Source organism: Alteromonas sp. ABE4_545, from assembly GCF_056161325.1.
In genome coordinates this window covers 1-545 of record NZ_JBSWYY010000077.1, presented here as the reverse complement: position 1 = coordinate 545, position 545 = coordinate 1, and the positions used below count along the sequence as shown (strand labels likewise).

General features: G+C 48.3%; 1 protein-coding gene. It reads left to right on the top strand.

Features of this window, described 5'->3' with window-relative positions:
* Positions 1 to 81: 81 nt before the first annotated feature.
* Positions 82 to 510, top strand: coding sequence for an IS200/IS605 family transposase (gene tnpA, locus ACXAH6_RS20385; RefSeq protein ID WP_474879828.1), 429 nt, complete (start codon positions 82 to 84; stop codon positions 508 to 510).
* The last annotated feature ends 35 nt before the right edge of the window (positions 511 to 545 follow it).

The following is a 545-nucleotide window of genomic DNA, read 5'->3' as shown; positions in this document are numbered from 1 at the left end:
TTTATGTGACCGGTCGCGAAGCGACAGAACACCACGGGTTTACCCGTGGATGAATGAGTCCGAGGCCTGTATGCTACGAAGATGGAAGTACGAGTCTCATCACATGGTTTATATAGGCTTCAATATCACGTTGTTTGGGTAACCAAATACAGGCGTCGGATACTGAAGCCTTTCGTCGTGGAGTATTTGCGCAAAGTGTTGCCGAAGCTGCTGCGAAGTATGCCCGGCGTTACAATAGAGCGGATGGGCTTTGACAATGATCACATGCACATGTTGATGGTAATCCCTCCGAAATATTCAATAGCAGAAGTCATGGGTAAATTAAAAGCCCAGTCCGCGTCAAACATGAGAAAGACGTTCAAGTGGTTGTCGAAGGTTTATTGGAATGAGAATATTGTATGGTCGCCGGGCTACTTCGTAAGCAGCGTAGGCTTAGACGAGCACACAATACGGAACTACGTTGAGCATCAAGGTCGGAAGGATTCAGATCAGCTCCGAATGGAGCTGTAACCGATAGAACCCCGGGCATGCCCGGGGGAATCTAT